Annotated in this window: 24 protein-coding genes; 5 read left to right on the forward strand and 19 right to left on the reverse strand. The window is 42.3% G+C overall.

Annotated elements, in window-relative coordinates; translation table 11 throughout:
- The first annotated feature begins 15 nt into the window (after nt 1-15).
- Nucleotides 16-732 (forward strand): ComF family protein, encoded by a 717-nt coding sequence (locus J8Z28_RS16570; RefSeq protein WP_062564792.1) that lies wholly within the window; start codon nt 16-18, stop codon nt 730-732.
- Nucleotides 733-738: 6 nt separating this feature from the next.
- On the opposite strand, the gene J8Z28_RS16575 is transcribed toward J8Z28_RS16570, so the two are convergent.
- Nucleotides 739-3,291, reverse strand: coding sequence for a M14 metallopeptidase family protein (locus J8Z28_RS16575; RefSeq protein WP_062564791.1), 2,553 nt, complete (start codon nt 3,289-3,291; stop codon nt 739-741).
- A gap of 144 nt (nt 3,292-3,435) precedes the next feature.
- Here J8Z28_RS16575 and nfuA point away from each other — a divergent pair, with 144 nt between their 5' ends.
- Both nfuA and J8Z28_RS16585 read left to right on the forward strand, forming a co-directional pair.
- Entirely contained in the window at nt 3,436-4,011 is a 576-nt protein-coding gene (nfuA, locus tag J8Z28_RS16580) for a Fe-S biogenesis protein NfuA (protein WP_054554437.1), read from the forward strand.
- Between the two features lie 14 nt (nt 4,012-4,025).
- Nucleotides 4,026-4,295 carry a hypothetical protein gene (locus J8Z28_RS16585; RefSeq protein WP_054562862.1) on the forward strand — a complete coding sequence of 90 codons (270 nt, stop codon included), beginning with the start codon at nt 4,026-4,028 and terminating at the stop codon, nt 4,293-4,295.
- A 1-nt stretch (nt 4,296) separates the two neighbouring features.
- Here J8Z28_RS16585 and dinF read toward each other — a convergent pair whose 3' ends face one another.
- On the reverse strand, nt 4,297-5,631 hold the full coding sequence (dinF, locus tag J8Z28_RS16590) for an MATE family efflux transporter DinF (RefSeq protein WP_082710868.1): 1,335 nt from the start codon (nt 5,629-5,631) through the stop codon (nt 4,297-4,299).
- Here dinF and J8Z28_RS16595 point away from each other — a divergent pair.
- A complete protein-coding gene (locus tag J8Z28_RS16595; RefSeq protein ID WP_062564790.1) occupies nt 5,608-6,639 on the forward strand; it encodes a polysaccharide deacetylase family protein in 1,032 nt (343 codons plus the stop codon). The two genes, dinF and J8Z28_RS16595, sit on opposite strands and share 24 nt — an antisense overlap.
- On the opposite strand, the gene J8Z28_RS16600 is transcribed toward J8Z28_RS16595, so the two are convergent.
- From J8Z28_RS16600 to J8Z28_RS16660, 13 genes are all read right to left on the reverse strand, one after another.
- Entirely contained in the window at nt 6,626-7,660 is a 1,035-nt protein-coding gene (locus tag J8Z28_RS16600; RefSeq protein ID WP_054562864.1) for a protein-glutamate methylesterase/protein-glutamine glutaminase, read from the reverse strand. The genes J8Z28_RS16595 and J8Z28_RS16600 overlap by 14 nt on opposite strands.
- A gap of 8 nt (nt 7,661-7,668) precedes the next feature.
- Nucleotides 7,669-8,286, reverse strand: a complete 618-nt coding sequence (gene cheD / locus J8Z28_RS16605; protein ID WP_250659683.1) for a chemoreceptor glutamine deamidase CheD — start codon at nt 8,284-8,286, stop codon at nt 7,669-7,671.
- Complete coding sequence (locus tag J8Z28_RS16610) at nt 8,283-9,101, reverse strand: CheR family methyltransferase (protein WP_062564789.1); 819 nt, start codon at nt 9,099-9,101, stop codon at nt 8,283-8,285. The genes cheD and J8Z28_RS16610 overlap by 4 nt, the downstream gene beginning before the upstream one ends.
- Nucleotides 9,102-9,166: 65 nt before the next feature.
- Nucleotides 9,167-11,494 (reverse strand): methyl-accepting chemotaxis protein, encoded by a 2,328-nt coding sequence (locus tag J8Z28_RS16615; protein ID WP_062564788.1) that lies wholly within the window; start codon nt 11,492-11,494, stop codon nt 9,167-9,169.
- A 29-nt stretch (nt 11,495-11,523) separates the two neighbouring features.
- Nucleotides 11,524-12,009: a chemotaxis protein CheW gene (locus J8Z28_RS16620; RefSeq protein ID WP_054562868.1), complete on the reverse strand. Its 486-nt coding sequence runs from the start codon at nt 12,007-12,009 to the stop codon at nt 11,524-11,526.
- Nucleotides 12,006-14,087: a chemotaxis protein CheA gene (locus J8Z28_RS16625; protein ID WP_250659684.1), complete on the reverse strand. Its 2,082-nt coding sequence runs from the start codon at nt 14,085-14,087 to the stop codon at nt 12,006-12,008. Before J8Z28_RS16625 ends, J8Z28_RS16620 begins: the two co-directional genes overlap by 4 nt.
- 15 nt (nt 14,088-14,102) lie before the next feature.
- The gene (locus tag J8Z28_RS16630; RefSeq protein ID WP_054562870.1) at nt 14,103-14,465 is read right to left on the reverse strand and encodes a response regulator; all 363 of its coding nucleotides are present in this window, start codon (nt 14,463-14,465) and stop codon (nt 14,103-14,105) included.
- Between the two features lie 9 nt (nt 14,466-14,474).
- A complete protein-coding gene (locus J8Z28_RS16635) occupies nt 14,475-14,747 on the reverse strand; it encodes an STAS domain-containing protein (protein WP_054562871.1) in 273 nt (90 codons plus the stop codon).
- Between the two features lie 169 nt (nt 14,748-14,916).
- Nucleotides 14,917-15,534, reverse strand: a complete 618-nt coding sequence (locus J8Z28_RS16640) for an SCO family protein (protein ID WP_062564785.1) — start codon at nt 15,532-15,534, stop codon at nt 14,917-14,919.
- Complete coding sequence (gene cyoE / locus J8Z28_RS16645) at nt 15,531-16,439, reverse strand: heme o synthase (protein WP_054562873.1); 909 nt, start codon at nt 16,437-16,439, stop codon at nt 15,531-15,533. Before cyoE ends, J8Z28_RS16640 begins: the two co-directional genes overlap by 4 nt.
- Nucleotides 16,440-16,448: 9 nt before the next feature.
- A complete protein-coding gene (locus J8Z28_RS16650; RefSeq protein WP_054562874.1) occupies nt 16,449-17,438 on the reverse strand; it encodes a COX15/CtaA family protein in 990 nt (329 codons plus the stop codon).
- Nucleotides 17,439-17,458: 20 nt separating this feature from the next.
- Nucleotides 17,459-17,953, reverse strand: coding sequence for a redox-active disulfide-containing membrane protein (locus J8Z28_RS16655; protein WP_054562875.1), 495 nt, complete (start codon nt 17,951-17,953; stop codon nt 17,459-17,461).
- Entirely contained in the window at nt 17,934-18,683 is a 750-nt protein-coding gene (locus tag J8Z28_RS16660) for an SURF1 family protein (protein ID WP_062564784.1), read from the reverse strand. Before J8Z28_RS16660 ends, J8Z28_RS16655 begins: the two co-directional genes overlap by 20 nt.
- A gap of 14 nt (nt 18,684-18,697) precedes the next feature.
- Here J8Z28_RS16660 and J8Z28_RS21930 point away from each other — a divergent pair, with 14 nt between their 5' ends.
- The gene (locus tag J8Z28_RS21930; protein ID WP_082710866.1) at nt 18,698-19,009 is read left to right on the forward strand and encodes a DUF2909 domain-containing protein; all 312 of its coding nucleotides are present in this window, start codon (nt 18,698-18,700) and stop codon (nt 19,007-19,009) included.
- Here J8Z28_RS21930 and J8Z28_RS16670 read toward each other — a convergent pair.
- Genes J8Z28_RS16670 through coxB form a run of 4 tightly spaced genes read right to left on the reverse strand, consistent with a single transcriptional unit; the run spans nt 18,909 to nt 23,089 of the window.
- Nucleotides 18,909-19,784, reverse strand: coding sequence for a cytochrome c oxidase subunit 3 (locus J8Z28_RS16670; protein WP_054562877.1), 876 nt, complete (start codon nt 19,782-19,784; stop codon nt 18,909-18,911). The genes J8Z28_RS21930 and J8Z28_RS16670 overlap by 101 nt on opposite strands.
- Nucleotides 19,785-19,821: 37 nt before the next feature.
- Nucleotides 19,822-20,352 (reverse strand): cytochrome c oxidase assembly protein, encoded by a 531-nt coding sequence (locus J8Z28_RS16675; protein WP_054554454.1) that lies wholly within the window; start codon nt 20,350-20,352, stop codon nt 19,822-19,824.
- Complete coding sequence (gene ctaD / locus J8Z28_RS16680; RefSeq protein ID WP_054554455.1) at nt 20,352-21,947, reverse strand: cytochrome c oxidase subunit I; 1,596 nt, start codon at nt 21,945-21,947, stop codon at nt 20,352-20,354. Before ctaD ends, J8Z28_RS16675 begins: the two co-directional genes overlap by 1 nt.
- Nucleotides 21,947-23,089: a cytochrome c oxidase subunit II gene (coxB, locus tag J8Z28_RS16685; protein ID WP_054562878.1), complete on the reverse strand. Its 1,143-nt coding sequence runs from the start codon at nt 23,087-23,089 to the stop codon at nt 21,947-21,949. Before coxB ends, ctaD begins: the two co-directional genes overlap by 1 nt.
- Nucleotides 23,090-23,523: the final 434 nt, after the last annotated feature.

Here is a 23,523-nt window from a genome sequence, read left to right on the forward strand (position 1 = left end):
AAAGGAATGAATGCAATGTCTCACTTACCTCATGCCTTAAAACTAGGGCTAGACGCACTATTCCCCAACTTTTGCATTAGCTGCCAGAATCACATACAGGCTGATCAAGCTTTGTGTCAGTATTGTTTAGATGACCTTAATTTATTTGACCTTACACACCATCCAAATTTATTACACCGACCAGATATCTGTGATGTATTTCCTGATAGTAATTTTGATCATTTAATTGCCTGTGCTTGGTATCAAGCGCCTTTTAAACTTTGGCTCAAGCAATTGAAGTTTAATGACCAGCAGTATTTTCGTGTGGCGCTACAACAAGTAATACAGAGGCAGCTGCAATTAGCTCATCAAGTTAATTCAAGTTGGCCCGATCTTTTTATTGTGCTACCACTGCATAATCAACGCTTTTTAGCGCGCGGCTTTAATCAGGTAAGCCAAACTTGGCTGCCTGTTTTGAAAAACCAGCAATGTACTGTTAGCTCAGCTCTTTACAAGCAAAAAGCAACCAAAGCGCAATCACAGTTAAGTAAAGCGAAGAGAGTTAAAAATCTACAAAATGCCTTTGTTTGTCAGCAAGATTTAACAGGAAAAACCGTGGCGATTATTGATGATGTGATGACCTCTGGCGCAACCATAAATGCTGCGACAGAAGCCATAAAACATGCAGGGGCAAAGCAAGTATGGGCTATGCTCACTTGCCTAACGGGGTTAGGCAACCTGCATTATGATTAATTGTGATTACTTATCACCAGAGGCATGAAAGGCATTACCAAAAAATAAGGCATTGCTTAGTAATCGACTCGTGCCGTACCAGTAACCACGGAATACAGGGTTATCTGTCATGCCTATCACACTGCCTTTGCCATATGAATGCGCAATGAGGCCTGCCGCGCCCGCGACTTGCTCTACATTTACGTCATCAGTAAAGCCAGCTAGAAGCGGTTTATCTGTGTAAGTAAGCACATTAACAAATGGGGCATCTGACTTCTCAAGTAGCCAAGTGCTATTCTTAAATACAGGTAATGTATTACGGTTAAGCGAATACGTAAGTGGGTGAGATAAATCCACTGAGGTATCAAAAATTGCACCGGCAATACGCTGACGACCAGCTAAGTCATCTTTATCAGCATAAGTAAGTCCTGTTGTATCAAAGGCACTGGCTACATCGCGACGAGATAAGTAGTTTGCTTTTAGTAGCTGCTGATCAGCTAAGAACTTAGCACCACCTTTATGACCCCAAATAACACCGCCTTTACGAACCCACGACTTAATAGCAACTTTAGTCGCATCATCAAGGCGATTGAAATTTCCGTGCGCTAAAATAATATGGCTGTAGTTTTCAAGGTCGATGTTACCTAAGCGCTCCATTTCGATAATGCTTGGCGCGGTGCCTACAAAACGATCTAAGTAATACCACACTTCACCAAGCTCATACTGGCTAGTTCCTTGACCACCCACGAGTAATACTTTAGGCGCTTTCACAACCGCCATTGCACGAGAACCTAAATCAGCACCTTTAACCGTGAGGCCCGAACTAATTGGCGTAATTTCAATGCCAAACTCATTCTGTGCTTGGTTTAAATAACTAACCCAGTTGCTATCAGTTTGCAGACCAGCAGGAACAAGAATACTACCTGGTTCAAAAGCTATTTCACCTGATGGCGTTTTTGCTGTAAGTGGGCTTAATGCCACGCGTGCTTTCACACCTTGTTCAAGCAAGCTATTAAGCATTTTTGGCGCTAGGTAATCATCCCATTTAAATGCATAGGCATAGCTTTGCGGTAATGCTGCAAAGCTTGACTTAACACTTTGTTGCCAAGGCATTTTAGCCACATTTAAGCCCCAGTTGCTGCTTACCTTTGCAAATTCTAGGTTGAAGGCATGAGCAAGTGTCCAGCCAGATACATCATAAAAGGTATTATCAACAAAACGCTGTTGCTCACTGAAAATCGCTTTAATTAAACGAAATTGTGGCTGTGCTAATGGCACATAATAGCTCTGCTCAGAAAAGCTTTGACCGTTTACTTTTAGCGGCTCTTCTAACATGTACGCATTGATTTGATGTTGTCTAAGTAAATCAAGGAAGTATTGCATGCGGCTTTGATCAGCGCCGCCTTTGACAACATACCCTTTAAAGTCTTCATCACCAGCAAGATCAACTGCTTTGTTGTAAAATTTTGCTTGATAATCAAGTAAGTCTGTACGGTTATCAATCGCCGCTTGGAACGTCGATAAGCTTGTTAATAACTGATTTTTAATCGTAAACGGGAAGCTTAACGGGCCGTTAATAGTTTCTTGTAAGTGACCACGCGAGCTCGCTTGTTCAAATAAGATGCCTACACCGCCATTTACGTCTGGGTAAGTTGAGCCTTTACCATAGTAAAAGTCATCAAAGCTTTCTTCTGTGAAGTAAAGTGCATTGTGCTCATCAAGTGTTTTTGCATGATAGTTTGCAATTGCTTTAGTCAGCGTGACATTTTCTTCAGGCGTGATTGGGTGCTTACGAGTTGGGATCCCTGGTTGGAAAAAGTAAGTGCTGTTTGGGCCCATTTCATGAAAGTCAGTTAGGATATTCGGTTTCCATTGGTGAAACTGTGCAATACGCGCACGCGATTCAGGGTGCTGCAGTAACAACCAGTCACGGTTTAAATCAAACAAGTAATGGTTAGTACGACTGCTTGGCCAACTTTCGATATGCTCGCGAGTTTGTGGATCTGATGATAACTTCATGCCACGGTTGCTGTTTGCCCAATTTGCAAAACGCGCTAAGCCATCAGGGTTTAATGATGGGTCGAGTAAAATAACCGTGTTGTTAAGTAAGGCATCGATTTCTGGCCCCTGTGCAGCTGCAAGGTAATAAGCAACGAGAAGCGATGCGTTGCTGCCTGATGATTCATTACCGTGAACACTGTAACCCATCCAAACAACCGCTGGCTGTTTGCTTGAGTCACTTTCCCCACCATTTAGGCGAGCTAAATGCGCCTTGCGGATTTGCTCAACTTGACCAAGTTTGTCGGACGCTGTAACCGTTAGCATCACCAGTGGACGCTGCTCATGAGTGCGACCGATTACTTTAAAATTCATTCGGTCACTTTTTTCAGCAAGAATTTGCATATATTGCACAAGTTGATCGTGACGTACATGCCACTCACCCACTTCGTAGCCTAGCACCTGTTCAGGGGTCGGAATACTTGGGTCAAATTTCACATCTTGTTCAAAGTAATAAGAAAGAGGTTTTGCTAATGCGCTGACGCTCACTAGCATGGTTAATATTGTTATTATGAAACGCATAGATAGCACCCGTAATTATTTGATGTTTTAACGCTACCATTCGATAAAATAGATGCAACTTTTTACGCTCAACACTGGCGACAACACGATGAGCGGAGTATGATACACAGTATCCGAGTAATTTAGTCAAGTATAGTCCGTTTTATGATCTCTATTTCTGAATCTGCACAATCTCATTTTGCTAAACTTTTAGCAGACCAAGCTGAACAAACAAACATTCGTGTGTTTGTAGTAAACCCAGGTACTTCGCAGGCTGAGTGTGGTGTTTCTTACTGCCCAGAAGACGCCGTTGAAGCGACTGATATTCGTCTACCATTCAATGGTTTTGATGCCGTTGTTGATGCAGAAAGCGCCCCTTTCTTAGAAGAAGCTGAAATCGATTTTGTAACTGACAAAATGGGTACTCAGTTAACGCTTAAAGCGCCGAATGCAAAAGCACGTAAACTTAGCGACGATGCATCACTGCAAGAACGTGTTCAACATATGCTTGAAACTGAAGTTAATCCTCAGCTCGCTAACCACGGCGGCCAAGTTAGCCTAGTAGAAATTACTGCTGACGGCATCGCGGTACTGCAATTTGGTGGTGGCTGTAACGGTTGTTCAATGATTGACGTCACACTAAAAGAAGGCATCGAGAAAGAAATGATCGCCAAGTTTGACGAAATCAACGGTGTAAGAGACATTACTGATCACCAATCTGGTGAGCACTCTTACTACTAACCGGTATCTAAAGCATGCTTAAAAAATGGGTATTTCGCTTAGGTAGCGACCCCAAGTTAAGCTTAAAACGCTTTCTTCGCGGCCTAGCACTATTTGTGCTAGCCGTGATTTTTATTGCCATAGGTTACTATGGACCCGCACTATTTCAATTAATTGGCCTAGCCATACTAGCAGTGGCTTTATTCTTTGCTGGTTGGGGCTACTTAGGTATTTTTGCCAACCGTTTTGCGCAAGTTTTAGAGCGCTCGTCTCCCAAAAATCACGACCCTGATTTGTGGAAGTAATTTAATCTAATAATTGCTGATTATTGACAATTTTACGATAGCGAAACCACAGCGTTAACCCGCGCATTAGCATAAAGCTGGTCATCGCAAACCATAAACCATGATTTTGCCAGCTACTCACTACCCAAAACAGTCCAAAAAAGCCCACTAGAGCACTAAATAACATAGTATTACGCATGTCTTTAGCACGGGTTAAGCCGACAAATACACCATCAAATAAGAAGCAACCCATCGCCGCGATAGGCAATATAATCACCCAAGGAAGGTAAACCGTTGCAAGGCTGATAACTTCGGGCACATCGGTAAGAAAGCGAATAATTGCCTCGCCAAATAATAAAAATAAAAGGCTATAAAACACCGCAAATAACCCACCCCAAAACAAGCTCAAATTAACCCATAACTTAATCTGCTTAGCGCTGTGCTCACCTTTCGCTTTACCGACCTTTGCCTCACTTGCATAAGCAATACCATCAAGCGCAAAGCTCACCAACATTAAAAAGTTTAGCAATACGGCATTAGCCGCTAAGGTTGTTTCGCCGATACGTGCGCCATAAAAAGTCATAAAGCTAAAACATAGCTGAAGTGCTAGTGAGCGAATAAAAATATCGCGATTTAAGCTTACTAAATCAAGTAACTTAGCAACACTTAACCAGGCTTTCACAGCAAGATTAACCCCCTGCTTTTTGGCAAGCTGTACAACTAACATCAGTGCAAAAGCAAGGGCGATATAATCAGCGATTAAAGATGCCCACGCAGCTCCAGCCACACCCCAATCAAGAAACACCACAAAATAAATATCGAGCACAATATTGGTTATATTGGTGATAAGTAATAAATAGAATGGCCCGCGGCCATAATGAACACCTAGCATCCAACCAAGTAAAACCAAGTTACACAAAGCAGCTGGCGCACTAAAAATACGAATCGAAAAATAGCTATTTGCTTGTTCTAAAACAGCTTCATTAGCATTTGATAAATATGCCATTAAGGATTGAATAGGTATACTCAGCGCTATTAATAACAGCGCTACCGCTGTTGCTAGTAACAAGCTGCGCTTTAATAGCTCAGCGAGTAAGGTGTGATCGCTTTTACCATAAGCCTGCGCAACTAACCCTGTGGTGCTCATGCGCAAAAAGCCTGCTAGCCAAAATAATAACGAGATAACTGCTGAACCGAGCGCTATACCAGCTAAATAGTGAGCGCTTCCTAAGTGGCCGATTACAGCAGTATCAACTAAACCTAACATTGGCACGGTAATATTTGATAAAATCATCGGACCGGCTAATAACAGTAAACTTTTATGGTGTGCCTTATGACGTTTAAGAAAATGTTTCATTTAGTATTTGCAGTCCTGTTAGGTTTATCTTTGCGTGCCCATGGCGCAGTCATTCTACAGTATCACCACGTCAGTGAAAGCCTTCCTGCGGTAACCAGCGTCAGTAACGAAACATTCACTGAACATATGCAATATTTAAAAGATAATAACTTCAACGTTATTCCACTAGATGAACTCATTACCTCGTTACAAGCTGGCCAACCGCTAACAGATAAAACCGTCGCAATAACCTTCGATGATGGCTACAAAAATAACTATGAAGAAGCTGCGCCCATCTTAGAAAAATTTGACTATCCGTACACTATTTTCGTAAATCCCGAGCTAATTGATGAAGGCAAAAGCTATGTAATGACGTGGCAGCAGTTAAAGGAGCTATCGAAAAAAGGCGCCTTAATTAGCAACCATACGCAAATTCATAATTACTTACACCGCAAACAACCAGGCGAGACTGAAGAAGCATGGCTTGCACGTACTAAAGAAGACATTTTATCTGCCCAGCAGCGCATTAAAGAAGAAATTGGCCATGATTACAAATACCTTGCTTACCCTTATGGCGAGTTTAATAATTCACTGCAACAACTAGTAAAATCGCTAGGCTTTGTTGGTATAGGTCAGCATTCAGGGGCTGTAGGTATCCATTCTGACTTTACCCGGTTACCACGCTTTCCGGCATCGGGCTTTTATTCAAAGCTTGATACGCTTGCCACTAAACTAGACTCTCAAGCATTCACAATCAAACAGCTCACCTATTCAGATAGCGTGACGGACGAAAACCCGCCAAGTTTAAGCATTCAATTTGATATGCAGGACTTTCATAAAAGCCAGTTTGCTTGTTATGTATCAGGTATTGGTCAAGCTGATTTAACCTGGCTTAGTAAAGATACGGTGAAGATCACCTCACCTGAAAAACTGAAAAAAGGCCGCTCTCGCTTTAACTGCACAGCCCCTTCTATCGCGAAAAAAGGCAGTTACTACTGGTTCTCTCAACCTTGGGTTATTGTACCTTAGCAGCTTGTTTTAGCATTTGCGCTGCAACCTTATCAAGGCGAACCACTTCATTAGCCGCATTGAGTTCGACTGCGGCTTTAGGCATGCCCCATACCACTGACGACAATTCATCCTGTGCTATGGTGTAAGCCCCAGCTTGATTTAATGCAAGCATGCCTTTGGCGCCATCGCTGCCCATACCTGTCAATAACGCAGCTACCGTCGCTTTAGGGCAAGCCACGACTAAGGAGTTAAATAGCACATCAACCGCTGGACGATGGCGATTAACCAGCTCACTTGAATCAAGCTGACAAAACAGACCTCCGGCTTTTTTTACTACACTCAAATGCTGATCGCCCGGTGCAATATACGCCCAGCCTGGTTGTAGCTTATCGCCATGCTCAGCTTCTTTAACGTTGATTTTACACGTTCTATCCATGCGCATTGCAAACGAGGTACTAAATACTGGAGGGATATGTTGTGTAATAACAATCGGTGGGCAGCTTTCTGGCATACGCACGAGCACTTCTTTAATTGCTTCTGTGCCGCCTGTTGAAGCGCCAATTGCAAGCACGCTGTTTGCCTTAAATTGCAATGCTGTTAAAGAGCTGTCGTCTTCAACTTTTGTTTCTTTAAAAGCTCGCACTCTAGCGCCAGCTGCAGTACGCACTTTTTGATGTAATAAATGGGCATAACGCTGAAGATTTTCAGTGACATTGATAGTTGGCTTAGCAATAAAGTCAACAGCACCAATTTCGAGGGCTTCCAGTGTGATTGGTGAGCCTTTTTGAGTCAGTGTAGAAATCATCACAACTGGCATAGGACGAAGGCGCATCAAGTTTTTTAAAAAACTTAACCCATCCATTTTCGGCATTTCGATATCAAGCGTTAAGACATCGGGATTAAGCCGCTTAATTAAATCTCGGGCTTGATAAGGGTCTTCTGCCGCACCAACGACCTGAATGTCTTGCGCTTGCTCGAGAACTTCCTTGAGTAAACCACGGATCAAAGCAGAATCATCAACTATGAGTACTTTGATCATTTGCTCTCCTAAAATAATTCAATATCCGTTTCTGCATCTTGCTGCTCAATATCGTGTAAGTATTTAATTTCACGTTTTTCAAGCTTATCAGAATGCAATTCACGCATTTTCTTAACCTGCGCCTTGCCTGTTTGTGGATCAAACATCACCTTACGTGGCCAAGGCCCGCCAACATCAGGGGATACTAAATCTAAACCTTCCTCAAGTACATAGGCATTTGCAAAACGAATGTTACCAACACCAATATCTGTCATTGAGCGGATTATTTTCCCGCCGCCAAACAGCTTTACTTTGAGGTTGCGTCTAGAAGCACCATTTTTTAGGATTTCATTGATCAAGTATTCCATTGCCCAGTTACCATAACGGCAATTAAGGCTATGTGCGTTACTCGGATCAACACCTTTTTCTGCTGGCAGCATAAAATGATTCATACCACCAATACCTAAGCCTTCATCGTAAATACATGCAGCAATACACGACCCTAACACAGTTGTGATCAACTCATCAGACTTAGACACATAAAATTCGCCTGGTAATACTTTAGCAACCACTTTATGGCGCTTGCCATCCCAAAACCGTTTAACGTGCTCAAAACCAGACAATACAGGTTTAAAATGACTACTCATAGACCACCTTTTTGATAGATAGTTTGGCCTAAATTCTTAAACTCTTTGTGGTCCTTACCCAGTGTTTCGGAATGCCCCAAGAATAAATGACCTGAATCGGTCAACAAATCGTAATAACGTTTAAATAGAGTATCTTTCGTCGGCTTATCGAAGTAGATAACTACATTGCGACAAAAAATAACATCAAACGGCCCTTTCATAGGCCAGCTCTGTAATAAGTTTAGACGTTTAAAAAAAATATTCTTTTGTAGTTCAGGTTTTACTTTATATAACTGACCGTCATGGCTTTTTAGAAACCAGCGCTTAAGTTGGCTTTTGTCTAAACCATTCACATTGGCAGCGGTATAGGTGCCAGCCTGTGCTTTAGCGAGCACATTTGAGTCTAAGTCAGTAGCTAGAATTTTCACATCCCAATCAGATGGGAATAAACCGCTTAAGGTCATAGCAATGGTATAAGGCTCTTCGCCGGTCGAGCAGCCAGCAGACCACACCCTTACACGCTTTTGTTTAGCATTACTAATCAGCAGTTTGGGGACTATGGTATTTTTTAGATAACTAAAGTGATGTGGCTCACGAAAGAAAGAAGTCAGATTAGTAGTTATGGCATTAATAAACTCACTAAACTCTTGTTCTTTATTCTCTTCAAGAAAGTCTAAATATTCTTTAAAGTTCTTAAGCTTATGTTGGCGAATACGCCTTGCTAAGCGCGAGTAAACCATCTCGCGCTTATGCTCAGCTAAAACAATGCCGCAAGCATCGTACACTTGTGACGAAATAGCTTTAAAGTCACTATCCGTTAGTAAAAACTCTTTCATGTGCTTGACCCTGCAGCTGTAACATTAGATGCAATTAACTAGTTAGAATTTAATTGGGAAGAGTTTTAAAACTCTTCCCACTCATCACTAGGGTCAACAAAGTTATTACCTTTAGGTGCCGAACGTACTGGTGAGCTTGGCTGTTTAGCTGCAGGCGCTGAACTTGCACGGCTTGTAATATCCATCTCGTTATTCGATAACGAGAAGAAGTTTAACAAGCGGCGCATATCATTCGCTTGCTCTGCCATTGATTCACCCGCGGCAGAGGCTTCTTCAACTAATGCTGCATTTTGCTGGGTCATTTCATCCATTTGGGCAATGGCTTTATTGACCTGCTCAATACCAGAGCTTTGCTCTTCAGAAGCTTGGGCAATATCAGAAATCATTGCAGTAACTCTTTGTACTGCAGTAACAATTTCTTGTAATGTTGAACCCGATTCATTAACCAGTAATGTACCATCTTCAACTTTTCCAACACTGTCTCGGATCAATTCTTTGATTTCTTTTGCTGCAGCTGCTGAACGTTGCGCTAAGTTACGGACCTCACCAGCAACAACCGCGAAACCACGGCCTTGTTCACCTGCACGTGCTGCTTCGACAGCGGCATTAAGCGCAAGTAGATTTGTTTGGAAAGCAATTTCATCAATGACACTGATAATGTCTGCAATCTTCTTACTTGATTCATTAATTGCCGACATACTGGTTACAGCGCGATTTACAACTTCGCCACCTTTTTGTGCTTTAGTACGTGTTTCTTCAGCAAGTTCATTCACTTCTTTAGCATTATCAGCATTTTGACGAACCGTACTGGTCATCTCTTCCATGCTTGATGCTGTTTCTTCAAGTGATGAAGCCTGCTCTTCAGTACGTTGACTTAAATCAGCATTACCTTGTGAGATTTCTTCTGCACCACTGGCAACCAGCGTTGCCGAAGTATTAATGCGATTAATCACTTCAGTAAGCTTATCAGCCGTGGCATTTGCATCACGTTTTAACTTATCGAACGAGCCTTGGTAGTCTTGCTCAATACGTTTTGATAAGTCACCGTTCGCCATAGCATCCAGCATATTGCCTGTGTCTTTTACTGCATCATCAACAATACTAACTAGGCTATTTAAGCCCTGCGCTAGACGTAAGAAGAAACCTTGTTTACCCGCTTCTTCTACACGGGCTTCTAAGTCACCACTACCCGCTGCAGCAACAAGGCCGGCAATTTCTTTTTCAATAGCGACTTCAGCTGTTCTATCTTCCCACTCCACAACCGTACCAATACGCTCGTTGTCTGGGGTAAAAATAGGGTTTGCAACCAAACCAAAAGTACGGCCGCCGACTTGAATTTCAGTACTGTACGTATCACTTAACTTAGCAAGCATGTTACGTTGATGTGCTGGATTCTTATGGAACACATCAATATTTTGACCAATTAAATTATTACTGTTGAAGTTAGGTAAATCTTTACGTAAATCACTTTCAGCAATTTTCATCATGTTCAGAACGGCTTCGTTCATGTAAATAATGTTGTTACCAGAATCAGCAATCATGGTGTTAGTTGCCACGCGATCAAGTGCTCGGCGTACTCGCAAGTTTTCTTCTGCTGCACGCTTTTCAGCATCCGCTTTATTTACGCTATCAGTAATATCTTGCCACTCAACAATAGTACCTAAACGCTTACCCGAAGCGCTCACCCAAGGAGTCGCAATCAAGCTAAAAATAAGCCCCGCCAAACGCAATGTGGTTTTGTATGGTTCAGATAATGTTTTTAGTAATTCACGTTGATGTGATGGTTGTTTATGAAAATCATCAACACACGTACCCACTAAATTCGCCACAGAGAAGCTAGGTAGCACTGTTTGTAAAGTTGATTCGCGAGCTTGCAGCATTTGCTTTACTTGCTCATTAACAAAGATAATTTTTAAATCGTTATCGGCAATCATCACATTAGCTTGGCATACACGCAGCGCATTTGATAAATCAGCATCACGTTTTGACTGACGTTCAAGCTCTTTTTGCGGTGTGATGTCTGTAGCAAATTTGATAACTTTAGTGACATTACCATTGCTATCAATAATTGGGTTATAGGTACCTTGGATCCAAACTTGTTTGCCATTTTTACCGACACGCTTAAATTCATCAGTGAAGAACTCACCGCTGCGTAATCGCTGCCAAAACTGTTGATACTCAGGGCTTTGCGACTCTTTTTCAGCAACAAACATAGAGTGGTGTTGCCCTTGGATTTCTTCGAGTCGGTAACCCATGGTGTTTAAGAAATTAGCATTGGCAGTTATGATCTGCCCCGACGGTTGAAACTCAATCATCGCTTGCGACTTTCTAAGTGCCGCAATAACTAAATCATTTTCCGACTCAACATTTTTAGGACTGCTAAACCATCCCATACCCTTCACCTTCTTGTTAATCTACCCAGTTAAATGTCCATTGTTTTTTGTAGGTCAAGTAATGCGACCATTTTCTCACCCACATTGACTAAACCCGCAACAAATTGCGCGTTGTCTGAGTCAGACAAATGTGGCACTGCCTTCGCTTCATGCTCAGCAATGCTATAGACATCCGAGACGGCATCAACGGCGATGCCCATAATTTTACATGTATTTTCAAGCTGTACTTTTAGAACAATTACAACGGTTAACGGTCCGTATTCAATGGCTGAAATACCAAAACGTAGCCTTAAATCAATAATCGGCACTATGGTGCCGCGCAGGTTGATAACCCCTTTGACGAAATCCGGTGAATTAGGGATCACCGTAATTTCTTCCCAACTGCGAATTTCTTGCACCGTTAAAATATCAACACCATACTCTTCTTCAGCCATGAAGAAGGTTAAAAACTGTTTTACATCTTGATCTTGTTCAAGGTTTAGTTTGTTATGCAGGTCGTCGTGCTGTGCAATCATGACGCCTCCAAATTCGCTTTTGATTCAATAATCAATTCTTGGCTCCCAGGCTTTCTAAGCCCAGATAATTTAATCAAACCACTAATATCAACAATCAAAGAAACACGACCATCCCCTAGAATTGTCGCCCCCGAGACACCATCAACTTTTTGATAATTGGCCTCTAAGCTTTTGATTACCACTTGCTGTTGCGACAATAAGTCATCAACTAATAAACCTACTTTTTGGTTGTCACTCTCAACGACAACCAACAGGGTTTTATCAAGCGTTTCAATCGCCCCTTTATGATTGAAAATATTATAAAGCCTTAAGATTGGAATATATTCGTCACGTAAGCGCAGCACATCTAAGTCTTTGCCTACCCGACTCACTTTACTAATATCGATTTGCAATGACTCAATTATCGAAATCAGCGGGATGATGTAAGTATGCTCAGCAATTCGGACTAACTGCCCATCTAAAATAGCCAACGTTAGCGGTAAGCGAATTGTAAATGTCGACCCCACGCCTGGTGCAGAAGCCACTTCAACAGAGCCGCTAAGTGCTTCGATATTGCGCCTTACTACATCCATACCAACGCCACGACCTGATAAGTCGCTGACTTGATCGGCTGTAGAAAATCCTGGTAAGAAAATAAGCTCGTTGATTTCGTTATCAGACAACTCATCAGTTTCTGAAATTAGGCCGTTTTTAATCGCCTTTTCACGAATTTTAGTGGTGTTCAGGCCCTGACCATCGTCCATAATTTCGATAACGATATTGCCACCTTGATGAAACGCATTGAGCGTTACAGTACCAACAGGGTCTTTTCCCGCTGCAACGCGTTTATCAACGGTTTCTAAACCATGATCTAAGGAATTTCTCACTAGATGCACCATAGGATCAGAAAGCTTCTCCATCACGGTTTTATCTAGTTCGGTTTGTTCACCAAGTAATTTAAGCTCGACTTGTTTATCAAGCTTTTGCGAGATATCGCGCACTAAGCGAGGAAAGCGACTAAACACAAAGCTTATTGGCAACATGCGAATACGCATGACATTTTCTTGTAAGTCACGGGTATTATGTGCCAGTTGTGCTAAGCCCTCTTGTAATGAGGCTATAGTTGCTTCAGTGATCTCTTGCTCACCCAATTGACTTAACATCGCTTGGGTAATCACTAATTCACCCACCATGTTGATCAATGAATCAACTTTGTCGATACCAACCCTGATTGAGGTTGATTCTGCATTGGCTGTGGTTGCTTTAACTGGCGCTGGCTTTTTAGAATCAGTAGCTGGTTTAACTTCTGCAGGCTCAGCCTCTTTTGCTGGCGCAGTTTCTTCAGCAACAGTTTCAACAGCGGCAACCTCTTCATCACCAAACAAACCACCACATAGGGTGATGGTGATATCAGCGTCATCTTCAACCCATTCGAAAATTTCTTCGATGCAGCTTTGCTCTTTGTCTGTGGTTAAGAAAAAGCGCCACGATAAGAAACAGTCTTCAGGGGCAAGGTTAGTGATATCAGGCACATCATCTTGAAAGGCTTGTGTTTCAAGCTCACCTAGCTCAGCCAACTCACTGATCATGTACAGTGGTTCATTACCGGTTTTAAATAAGTGATGATGTGGTTTGAAATCGATTTGATAGGTATTAAAGCTGCTTTCGCTAACAGCTTCTTGCGTTGGCTCTGGTGCTTTACTTGCAGCACGCATACCAAGAATTTCTTCAAATTTAATACGCAATTCATCAGCTTCAGTTAAGTCTGGCTGCTGCTCAGCTTGTAAAGTTCTGAGTAAAGCCCGTAAACAGTCAACTGATTTTAAAAGTAAATTTACATGCTCAGCAGTAAGATCCCGCGAACCTTCACGAATTTGATCTAAAAGGGTTTCGAGAACATGAGTAAAGTCTGCAACAGCACTAAAGCCAAAGGTACCGCTACCTCCTTTTATTGAATGCGCAGCGCGAAAAATTGTATTTATGGTCTCTAAGTCTTCTTCGCCAGGCACTAAGTTTAATAACTCAGCCTCCATAGCGTCGAGTCCTTCGAAGCTTTCTTCGAAGAATACTTCAAAAAATTGGCTTAGATCTATACTCATGCCCCGCTCCTATTATTAGCGAATCACTTTTTTCAATACCGCTAACAATTGCTCAGGATTAAATGGCTTAACAATCCAACCAGTTGCACCAGCAGCTTTACCTTCAGACTTTTTATCAAGACCCGACTCTGTAGTCAGCATCAGTAAAGGTGTGAACTTGTAATTAGGTAAGCTACGTAATTCACGAATAAGGGTAATACCATCCATTACCGGCATATTCACATCAGAAATAACAGCATCAAAGCCTTGTTGTTTTGCGATATTTAAAGCTTCGCTGCCGTCTTTCGCTTCTGTCACATCAAAGCCAGCTTTTTTAAGCGTAAAACCAACCATTTGGCGCATAGATGCAGAATCGTCTACTGCTAAAATTCTTTTCATAAAAACCTCTTAATTGGCATTCTCAAGCACAAGATAATGGCTTAAGCCCAAACTATTAATTGCCTGTTGCAACGGCTTACTCTCGCCAACCCAAATAATTTTGTGTTGCACCGAAAGTAAATGCTTCTGTAATGCACATAAAAGCTGAATTGATGCTGTGTCAGCACGGGTCACTTCACTGATATCCAAACAGATATCATCATTTGCTGACAACTCTTGTAGCAAATCTTGATGGAGTGTTTCGACCTGACTAATAGCTAATTCTGTAGGGAGCTTTAACATTACTTATACCTTCCCTGCTTTAAACAATTCATAACAAAAGCTTAGACTGACTAAATAAAAATGCCATAATTTGAATCAAAAAATAGTAAAATTTTTTAGTAGCTTAGACATTTATATCAAAAAAGGAAGCTTTTCTTTTGCGGAAAATGACTCCCTTAACCAAGAAAGTTTACTTTGCGTAATAATCTGCTATTTTTTTGAACTCTTCAGTCAAAGTTGTGGCGTTTATTAATGGCACGCTGCCTTGTTTAAATTCAGGCTTAAAAATCGCACGTACCGAGCCATCGCCATCAACCATCACTACCGACGCGCTATGATCAACTGCATACTCTTGCTCATCACTATCGTTAATTGCGTAAATTAAGCCAAGCTCTCTGACAAATGGAAAAAGCTGTTTGTGTGGGCCTGATACTGCAAGAAAATCAGGATTAAAGTAATCAATGTAGGCTTTGCGTTTTTCGGTTGTATCACGTTTTGGATCTACGGCAACAAACCATACCTGCACTTTGTAATCTTGGCTTAACTGCTTTTGTACTGCCGTTAGTTTCGCCAATGTCATTGGACATATATCAGGGCAACTGGTGTAGCCTAAAAAGACCAAATTCCAATGCCCCATAAACTGACTGTTATCAGCGGGCGCACCATGTTGATCGGTTAATAAAAACGGACTAATCAGCTTTGCTTGCTCATAAACCAGTGCTTCGACTTCAGGAGCGGTGTTGTTTTTACCACAACCGGTTACAAACAATACCGCACTGAAACATAAAAAAGCGACGATTCGCGTCATAAAACTAACCATTTATCAATGAATAAGGCGATAAAGAGTAGCATTAAATGCACGATTGAAAAACGAAATAAGTCCATTGCTGTATCATCTTTTGGGGCAATTTTTAGTTTTAACGCTTTATAAATGAATATCGCGTTTAAAACGCTTGCACCTAATAAGTAAATTAGCCCTGACATGCCAATTAAATAAGGCAGCACACATACCAAAGCAAGCAAAATGCTGTAGCCAACAACGCAAGTTTTACAAAATTCGATACCGTGAGTAACAGGCAACATAGGGATTTTTGCCCGCTCATAATCGCTTTTACGTGCAATCGCCAAGGCCCAAAAATGCGGGGGAGTCCAAGTAAATATAATCATCACTAACAGCCAAGGAGCCGCGGCCATATGGCCTGTTTCAGATACCCACCCTAGCAACGGCGGCATAGCACCTGCCAAACCACCAATAACAATATTTTGCGGTGTGGCACGCTTTAAAAATGAGGTGTAAATAAAGGCATAGCCGACAAGCGCAAACAAAGTAAGAATGGCGGTGAGTGTATTCGCCCATACCATAAGCATAACAAAACCTAGTATTCCTATAGTTGCAGCAAAGCTCAAAGCATGTTGTTTACTGAGCCGACCTTTTGCCACAGGACGATGACGTGTACGTGCCATTTTGCTGTCGATTTCACTATCAACAACATGATTGATCACGGCAGCAGCAGCCGACAGCAAGCCAATACCTAGCAAACTTGCAAGCTGCACAAATACCCCTCGCCCAACATCGGGAGCCAATGCCAAACCAACCCAAGCAGTTAGTACAAGCATGGCAACTACTTTAAATTTACTGATAGCTAAGTAATCTTTAAGTAACTCTGAGCTTTGAATAAATAATGATTTTTCTGAGCTTAGTAATAATGCCATCACAGCCTCCTAGGTTCTTATTTTTAAGTGGAAGCATAGTCTTACCATGCTAAGCAGTAACAATGCGGCCATTAGGTTGTGCGCAAGCGCTACACTTAATGGGAAGTGCCAGTGCACAACAGCTAGACCTAAACAGATTTGGCACAACAAAGCGATTAATACAGTGACTGTGCAGTGCTTAATTTTTCGAGAGTAACAGCGTGAATATATGCGCCACATGATCAGCGCTAACACCACACAAGTAACCAGCGCCCAAATACGGTGTAGCAGATGAATAGACATACGCGCCTGCTGCGATAAAACGCCATATTCATAGGTGCTGTGCTCAAGCGGTAGCTGAAACACACTCTTCAAAGAAAACGGTTGTCCGTAGCTACACAGCGGTAAGCCATTACAATGCGGAGCGGCGTAATTTGCTGCAAGCCAGCCACCCAACGCAATTTGCAGTATTAGCACCACCAAGCCCACCAGCGCTAACTGATAATATGGCTTTGCGCCGCTATCACTGCTAGCAACAGGGTCGGTCTTTAAACGTAGATACAATAAAAACAGCAACGACAAGATACTAAAACCGCCGAGCAAATGCCCCATAACAACCAAAGGCTGTAGGTTCATAGTGACAGTCCACATGCCCAATACGGCTTGGAATACCACCAATAATAATAGTGCTAATGGCAGTTTAACCGGCGTATTTGGATATTGGCGTTTTAACCAGGCAAAAACAAACAAGGCTAAAATAAGTAAACCAAGGGCACCGGCAAAATAGCGATGGATCATTTCTTTCCATGCTTTTGCTGCTTCAAACATCATATCAGGGTAGTTTTGTTCAACATGTAACAAAGCAGTTTCATGTTTTGGCACAGTTAAAAATCCATAGCAACCAGGCCAGTCAGGGCAACCAAGCCCAGCATCACTCAGCCGTGTATAGGCACCAAGCCCAACAACTAAGATAGAGAAGAAAACCGTAATTAAGACTAAATATTTATAATTTTTATACATCTTTATCCCCTTAATGAGGTTTAACTTGAACGCGCATAGTTAAGTAGTTTCTTTAAGTCTTTAAGTAAGCCTTTTTGAATCAGTCTGTTTTGTTCTGGCTCAGCCGTGTAGGGGTAATGCAAAACCACTAAGCCCATGTGATCAACCAAGTATAAGTCTCCCGCTTTGAGCGCAGGACTTACTGCTAATTGACGCCAATTTGCCGATACCTGCTGTTGATTTGTCAGTACCGCCACATCCACTTTTTGCTGATTTTTACCTAAAGCGACATATAGGTTATCTAGACTGGCTAATTGGTTTGCACAAACTTCACTGCACTCTTTTGGGTAATTAAGCGCAATTGTCCATTGTTTAGGATCGCCTTGTTGCCAATCAGCTAATTTAACTTCTTCGCTTAAAAGCTCACCATGATTACTCGAACCACTCGGTAACCACTCAAGCTTTAATGCTGCATAAGCAAGTGCCAGCGGCACAAAACAGCATAAAACGAATAAACTAAGCGGGTTTATTTTCATAACCTCTCCTTCTCATCGCAAAATAAGCAATAACAACACACGCTAAGCCGATTAATAACCACTGCACGGCATAGGCGTAATGTTTTTCTGGCCCCATCACGACACTCTGGTAATGCGGGGTTGCAATACCATCTGCTTCATTGCGATAACCAATAAAGTCTTGTAAGGGCTTTGCTAATTGAGCACTAAAAATTGCTAAGTCGATGCCTTGAATACGCTTAGGCCAGCCTTGCTCTGCACCAATCTCATCGGCAAGTGTGAAACCTTGTAAGCTGCCTTGTTTCAATTGCACAGTAGCCGTAAAGCTTGTTGATTCTGGCCACACAACGGTTGGCAACTGGCTACGGTTTGTTGGAGCTTTTAGCCAACCAAAGTTAACGATTAAAGGCACGCTTTCACCTGCAATTGTCATCGCTACTAGTAAGTCATAGCCCACTTGCCCCTGATAAATTTGATTATCAAGCAGCCAGTACTGTTGTTTATTTACCTCGCCAGAGACCTTGACTTGCAAGCCCGTTTTATTCAGCTCTCTAGGTAAACTTTGCAGCTCTTGCCAGCTCAAAACTCCTTGCTCTTTCGAAACGGCTAACTGGCTTAGTTGCTGCTGTTTTTGCTCGCCTCGCTGGTATTGCCAAACGCTTAGTCGCAAACAAATAAGCACTGCAAGTATCACAACGCAAATTGCGATAATTGAGCTAAGCTTTTGTTTACGCCATAAAATTAACTGCATTTGGAATACCTAATATGATTAAAATCATTATTGTTTTGTTATTACTTTATATTCTGTTCAACCTATTTAGAGCGCTGTTTGTGATGATGTCAGCAAAAGAGCACTCGAAACCCATGTCGCATTACTTAGGTCGTCGAGTGCTGTTTTCAGGTATTGTGCTGGTGCTCATCATTGCCGCAATGAAATTGGGCTTTATTCACACCAACCCGTCGCCGCTTCACAAAGCTACAGCACGTACACAAACACAAATAAACACAACCACACCACATCAACAAAGTGCCAATACCAAGCAGCCGCTTGAAAGGCAAAATGCTTTTCACTCGTGAAGTGGCCTTTAAAAATTCTCAGCAGCACCACAAATAAAATAATGGTGCCTAGTGTCACGTGCATACCGTGAAAGCCAGTTAACAAGAAAAAGGTATTCCCATAAACGCCCGCATCTAAGGTCAAACCTAAATCTTGGTAAGCATGCATATACTCGTAAACTTGTAAGCCAAGGAAAATCACACCTAACAGCACGGTTAAAGATAAAAATACCTTTAGGGCGCCGCGCTTATTGTTTTCTATCGCAACATGAGCAAAGTGAATTGTGACCGATGAGGTAAGCAGAATAAGCGTGTTGATCAGAGGCAGACCTTGCCAGCCCATAGCCTGTGTGGTCTCGCCCGCTGGCGTAGTTAATAGCGGCCATACGGCTTCAAAGGTTGGCCAGAGCACTTCATTGGTCATAGCGTTATTACCAGCGCCACCGAGCCAAGGCACCGAAATCATACGTGCATAAAAAAGAGCGCCAAAAAACGCCATAAAGAACATAACCTCAGAGAATATGAACCAGCTCATACCTTGTCTGAAGGAGCGGTCCATTTGTGCTGAGTAAAGCCCTTTATGAGACTCTTCAATAACGTTTCTAAACCAGCTAAAAACCATATAAATTAATATGGCAATGCCTAGATACAAGACATACTGGCCACTACTGCCCTCACCACTTACTTGCATCACAGTTAAACCAGCACCGACAGCAATTAAAAACATCGCGATGGCACCAACTATTGGCCAAGGACTCTCGGCTGGAACATAGTATTTTTCATAATTTTGATTCATTTTGTTTGCTCCCAATTAGCAATTAGCTTGGCGGCTTTTAATCGTTTTTAGCCACAACATGCCCGCTAATATCAAACACGGTATACGACAACGTCAGTTCCTCAACATCGTCGGGTAACTCTGTATCAACATAAAACAACAAGGTAAATTCCATTTCTTCACCGGCTTTCATTGGCTGCTGATCAAAGCAAAAACAGGCTATTTTATGTAAGTACTTTGCCGCTTTACCCGGTGATACTGATGGAATTGCTTGCATGACTTTGTCTTCATTACTGGTGTTCTTTGCTGAAAATTTAACTTCACGCATGGCACCTGGTTGTACCGCCACGCTGTATTGCTCAGACTGCACCTTAAATGGCGCGCCGCTTTGGGCGTGAGTGGTAAAGCTGACATCAACTTGGCGCTGTGTATTTATTGATTCACTCGCGCTCGCTTTTTCTAATGATGGCTTACCATTCAACCCTGTAACGTCGCAAAACACGTCGTAAAGCGGCACCATTGCAAAAGCAAATGCGAACATGAGCAAGCATGTAATCAGCAGTTTTTTTAGCAAAGGTGCATGGTTCATTACTTAATCTCCGGCGGTGTTTCAAAGGTGTGATAAGGCGCTGGAGAATCGACTTCCCACTCTAAACCTTCAGCCCCATCCCATACTTTGGCAGGTGCCTTTTCGCCACCTCGAGCACATTTAAATACCACCAATACAAACAACAGTTGCGATAAGCCAAATGCAAAACCACCAATACTGATAATGGCGTTAAAGTCAGCGAATTGCAGAGCATAGTCAGGAATACGACGCGGCATACCAGCAAGGCCAACAAAGTGCATAGGGAAGAACAACACGTTGACACTGATTAGCGATAACCAAAAATGCCATTTCGCCAGCGTTTCGTTGTACATGTTGCCAGTCCATTTCGGTAGCCAATAATAGGCTCCCGCCATAATTGAGAACACAGCCCCCGTCACAAGCACATAATGGAAGTGAGCCACCACAAAATAGGTATCGTGATACTGAAAATCTGCTGGTGTAATCGCAAGCATCAAGCCAGAGAAACCACCTAAGGTGAATAACACAATAAAGGCGATTGCAAACATCATCGGAATTTCGAAGCTAATCGAACCTCGCCACATGGTGGCCACCCAGTTAAACACTTTAACGCCCGTTGGTACCGAGATAAGCATGGTGGCGTACATGAAAAACAACTCGCCTGCCACAGGCATCCCTGTGGTAAACATATGATGTGCCCAAACGATAAAACTTAGCAGCGCAATCGATGAAGTTGCATACACCATAGACGCATAGCCAAATAGCTTTTTGCGCGAGAAGGTCGGTACGATAGTCGATATAATGCCAAAGGCCGGCAAAATCATGATGTACACTTCGGGGTGACCGAAGAACCAGAAAATGTGCTGGAACATCACAGGGTCGCCCCCACCGGCTGCATCAAAAAAGCTGGTTGCAAAGTATTTATCGGTCAACACCATAGTGACCGCCCCTGCTAGAACTGGCATAACAGCAATTAACAAGAATGCAGTGATTAACCATGTCCAAACAAATAGCGGCAGCTTCATCCACGTCATACCTGGCGCTCTTAGGTTGACGATAGTCACGATAACGTTAATCGCACCCATAATTGAGCTGATACCCATGATATGTACGGCAAACACAAAAAGTGCAGTGTTATCGTTGCTGTAAGTTGTTGATAGTGGTGCGTAGAAAGTCCAACCAAACGCAGGACCACCACCAGGCATAAGTAACGAAGCCAATAGGATTAAAAATGCAAATGGCAAAATCCAAAAGCTCCAGTTATTCATACGTGGTAAGGCCATATCTGGTGCGCCTATCATCATAGGTACCATCCAGTTTGCAAGCCCAGTAAATGCAGGCATAACAGCACCAAACACCATGATCAAACCATGTACGGTAGTCATTTGGTTAAAAAAGTGCGGATCAACTAACTGTAATCCAGGCTGAAACAGTTCAGCGCGGATCACCATTGCCATCGCTCCACCAATTAAAAACATGGTGAGTGAAAAAATCAGGTATAAACTACCAATGTCTTTATGATTGGTAGTGTAAAGCCAACGCTTAAAACCTTTAGCTGGATGATGATGGTCGTGATGCGCATGCCCTGTTGCTTGCTCGTTAATAACATTACTCATTAGTTCGCCTCCGCTGCTGCATCAATCGCGGCTTGAATTTGACTCGGTTGGATAACATCGCCGGTATCATTACCCCACGCGTTTCGCTTATAAGTAATAACCGCAGCAAGTTGCTTAATTGAAAGCTGTTTATCGAACGCTTGCATTGCTGTGCCAGGCTTACCGTGTAATACGATATCTATGTGATCTTTTACATCACCTAATACAATCGGGCTGCCTTTAAGTGCTGGAAAAACGCCTGGTAAGCCCATACCGGTAGGTTGGTGACATGCAGCACAGCTTGCCATATACACTTGTTCACCTAAGACCATAAGCTCTTCTTTCGGTAATGTTTGATCAAGCAAAGCAGCATCTGCTGCGGCCGCATTGGCTTTTTCTTGCTTGGCATCTGCAAGCCAATTAGCAAATTCATCTTCAGGTAAGGCTTTCACCACAACAGGCATAAAGCCATGATCTTTACCGCATAACTCAGCACATTGACCACGGTATACTCCTGGCTCGTTAATACGTGTCCACGCTTCATTGATAAACCCAGGATTTGCATCCTTTTTAACCGCAAAATCAGGCACCCACCATGAATGAATTACATCGTCTGAGGTCATTAAAAAGCGAACTTTTTTATTGATAGGAAGTACTAGCGGTTTATCTACTTCAAGCAAATAATGCTCAGTTTTCTCTGCTTGGTTGTCTATTTGGTCTTTAGGTGTAGATAGAATCGAGTAATAAGCAATGTCTTCGCCCATGTACTCGTAATGCCACTTCCATTGTGAGCCAGTCACTTTAATGGTGATATCGGCTTTAGAGGCATCTTCCATGGCAATTAAGGTTTTTGTGGCAGGCACAGCCATGGCGATTAAGATGACAAATGGAATGGCAGTCCAAAGTATTTCAACTTTTGTACTTTCATGAAATTGGGCAGGCTTGGCCCCTTTGGATTTACGGTGGTGTATTAAAGCCCAAAACATCACCGCAAATACGATGATGCCGATTACACAGCAGATAATAAATATCGTCATGTGTAACTCATAAACATTATTACTTATATCGGTCACCCCTTTACGCATATTGTATTGGCTATTTGCCAATGCAAGCTCAGGAAGTGCAAACAATATAAGCCACAAGGCGTAACGCAGTTTACCCATGTGACGGCTCCTTTAGATGCTATTGCAAGACGCAAAGCGAAAAGGCGATACAACAAGGTGCCCATTCGTTTTTCTTATTGTTCAGAGCGACTACGTATCATTTTGACCCACTTATGATACCGACCCCATGACTAACACCTCGCACATTTTTGTGTCTTTTTATTAATTAGGTGTTAATACAGTGTATTAACCAATTAGTTAAAAAATGACCAATAAGCAAGTTTTAATGATAATAAATGTTTATTTTGGTGCAGAAATAACAACTATAATCAGCGCTTTATTTAATGTTTAGGAGTAAGAACGAAATATAAAAAGAGAGGAAAACTGCGCTATATAAGGCTTTAAATGAAGAGTAAGGATTCACAAATCCTAATTAAGTAGTAAAATTTCAGTGGCGCACCAAATTGAGTCAATTTAATGCACCAAATTGGGAA

This window comes from Pseudoalteromonas sp. SCSIO 43088 (assembly GCF_023650795.1).
GTDB lineage: Bacteria > Pseudomonadota > Gammaproteobacteria > Enterobacterales > Alteromonadaceae > Pseudoalteromonas > Pseudoalteromonas shioyasakiensis.

Excerpts from the sequence above, each read along its gene's own strand:
- J8Z28_RS16570 (WP_062564792.1), top strand. The coding sequence starts at position 16 with ATGTCTCACTTACCTCATGCCTTAAAACTAGGGCTAGACGCACTATTC.
- J8Z28_RS16575 (WP_062564791.1), bottom strand. The coding sequence starts at position 3,291 with ATGCGTTTCATAATAACAATATTAACCATGCTAGTGAGCGTCAGCGCA.
- nfuA (WP_054554437.1), top strand. The coding sequence starts at position 3,436 with ATGATCTCTATTTCTGAATCTGCACAATCTCATTTTGCTAAACTTTTA.
- J8Z28_RS16585 (WP_054562862.1), top strand. The coding sequence starts at position 4,026 with ATGCTTAAAAAATGGGTATTTCGCTTAGGTAGCGACCCCAAGTTAAGC.
- J8Z28_RS16595 (WP_062564790.1), top strand. The coding sequence starts at position 5,608 with ATGACGTTTAAGAAAATGTTTCATTTAGTATTTGCAGTCCTGTTAGGT.
- dinF (WP_082710868.1), bottom strand. The coding sequence starts at position 5,631 with ATGAAACATTTTCTTAAACGTCATAAGGCACACCATAAAAGTTTACTG.
- J8Z28_RS16600 (WP_054562864.1), bottom strand. The coding sequence starts at position 7,660 with ATGATCAAAGTACTCATAGTTGATGATTCTGCTTTGATCCGTGGTTTA.
- cheD (WP_250659683.1), bottom strand. The coding sequence starts at position 8,286 with ATGAGTAGTCATTTTAAACCTGTATTGTCTGGTTTTGAGCACGTTAAA.
- J8Z28_RS16610 (WP_062564789.1), bottom strand. The coding sequence starts at position 9,101 with ATGAAAGAGTTTTTACTAACGGATAGTGACTTTAAAGCTATTTCGTCA.
- J8Z28_RS16615 (WP_062564788.1), bottom strand. The coding sequence starts at position 11,494 with ATGGGATGGTTTAGCAGTCCTAAAAATGTTGAGTCGGAAAATGATTTA.
- J8Z28_RS16620 (WP_054562868.1), bottom strand. The coding sequence starts at position 12,009 with ATGATTGCACAGCACGACGACCTGCATAACAAACTAAACCTTGAACAA.
- J8Z28_RS16625 (WP_250659684.1), bottom strand. The coding sequence starts at position 14,087 with ATGAGTATAGATCTAAGCCAATTTTTTGAAGTATTCTTCGAAGAAAGC.
- J8Z28_RS16630 (WP_054562870.1), bottom strand. The coding sequence starts at position 14,465 with ATGAAAAGAATTTTAGCAGTAGACGATTCTGCATCTATGCGCCAAATG.
- J8Z28_RS16635 (WP_054562871.1), bottom strand. The coding sequence starts at position 14,747 with ATGTTAAAGCTCCCTACAGAATTAGCTATTAGTCAGGTCGAAACACTC.
- J8Z28_RS16640 (WP_062564785.1), bottom strand. The coding sequence starts at position 15,534 with ATGACGCGAATCGTCGCTTTTTTATGTTTCAGTGCGGTATTGTTTGTA.
- cyoE (WP_054562873.1), bottom strand. The coding sequence starts at position 16,439 with ATGGCATTATTACTAAGCTCAGAAAAATCATTATTTATTCAAAGCTCA.
- J8Z28_RS16650 (WP_054562874.1), bottom strand. The coding sequence starts at position 17,438 with ATGTATAAAAATTATAAATATTTAGTCTTAATTACGGTTTTCTTCTCT.
- J8Z28_RS16655 (WP_054562875.1), bottom strand. The coding sequence starts at position 17,953 with ATGAAAATAAACCCGCTTAGTTTATTCGTTTTATGCTGTTTTGTGCCG.
- J8Z28_RS16660 (WP_062564784.1), bottom strand. The coding sequence starts at position 18,683 with ATGCAGTTAATTTTATGGCGTAAACAAAAGCTTAGCTCAATTATCGCA.
- J8Z28_RS21930 (WP_082710866.1), top strand. The coding sequence starts at position 18,698 with ATGATTAAAATCATTATTGTTTTGTTATTACTTTATATTCTGTTCAAC.
- J8Z28_RS16670 (WP_054562877.1), bottom strand. The coding sequence starts at position 19,784 with ATGAATCAAAATTATGAAAAATACTATGTTCCAGCCGAGAGTCCTTGG.
- J8Z28_RS16675 (WP_054554454.1), bottom strand. The coding sequence starts at position 20,352 with ATGAACCATGCACCTTTGCTAAAAAAACTGCTGATTACATGCTTGCTC.
- ctaD (WP_054554455.1), bottom strand. The coding sequence starts at position 21,947 with ATGAGTAATGTTATTAACGAGCAAGCAACAGGGCATGCGCATCACGAC.
- coxB (WP_054562878.1), bottom strand. The coding sequence starts at position 23,089 with ATGGGTAAACTGCGTTACGCCTTGTGGCTTATATTGTTTGCACTTCCT.